Origin of the sequence: Brevundimonas sp., from assembly GCF_046293315.1 — a bacterium.
In the GTDB taxonomy this organism is placed as follows: domain Bacteria; phylum Pseudomonadota; class Alphaproteobacteria; order Caulobacterales; family Caulobacteraceae; genus Brevundimonas.
Genome location: NZ_JBKBPF010000085.1, coordinates 1 through 602, shown reverse-complemented (window position 1 = coordinate 602; position 602 = coordinate 1). Strand labels below are relative to the sequence as shown.

The window sequence follows — 602 nt, the reverse complement described above, 5'->3', positions numbered from 1 at the left end:
ACGACGGATCGCCTTCTAACGTTCCCTTCGACCGAGGTGGTCGGGAGGGGGTGAACGGTCGCCGTGTGGAATATTCCGTCGGGCTTCCGGCCGCTCGTGAAAGAAAGCGGTCCAGCACCCTTTGGCGAACCCGTTCCGGAGCGTCAAGTGTGCACAGACGCTTTTCCCCTCGACGGGGAAACACGAGCGCGCATCGGGCAGGAAACGCCCCGAAAGCGACATTTTGATGATAACCGCGATAGGCCAATTCGAGGCCTGCAACGAGAGATGGTGCCTGGGGGCGGATTCGAACCACCGACACGCGGATTTTCAATCCGCTGCTCTACCAACTGAGCTACCCAGGCGCGCGTCGCGTCGCGAGAGCGGCGTCTATATGCGAGCCTTCAAAACCTGTCCAGCGGTGATCTCAGACTTCTTCACCCGGATCATCGGGCAGGTCGTCGGCAGGCTCGGCCGGGATGGCGTAGCCGCCCGTGAACCAGCGTTGCAGGTCGATATCGGCGCACCGCTTGGAACAGAACGGCTTGTATTTCGGCGTCGCCGGCGCGCGGCGGCAGATGGGACAGGTCGCCATCTCAGGCCTCCTCGATACTGAATGCGTC

The 602-nt window shown here is 62.1% G+C and carries 1 protein-coding gene and 1 tRNA gene; both read right to left on the bottom strand.

The window, feature by feature from the left end; all coding sequences use genetic code 11:
* Nucleotides 1-268 precede the first annotated feature (268 nt).
* Nucleotides 269-344 (bottom strand) — tRNA-Phe (locus ACK4SE_RS14145).
* Between the two features lie 62 nt (nt 345-406).
* The gene (locus tag ACK4SE_RS14140; RefSeq protein WP_409694003.1) at nt 407-574 is read right to left on the bottom strand and encodes a DNA gyrase inhibitor YacG; all 168 of its coding nucleotides are present in this window, start codon (nt 572-574) and stop codon (nt 407-409) included.
* Nucleotides 575-602 lie beyond the last annotated feature (28 nt).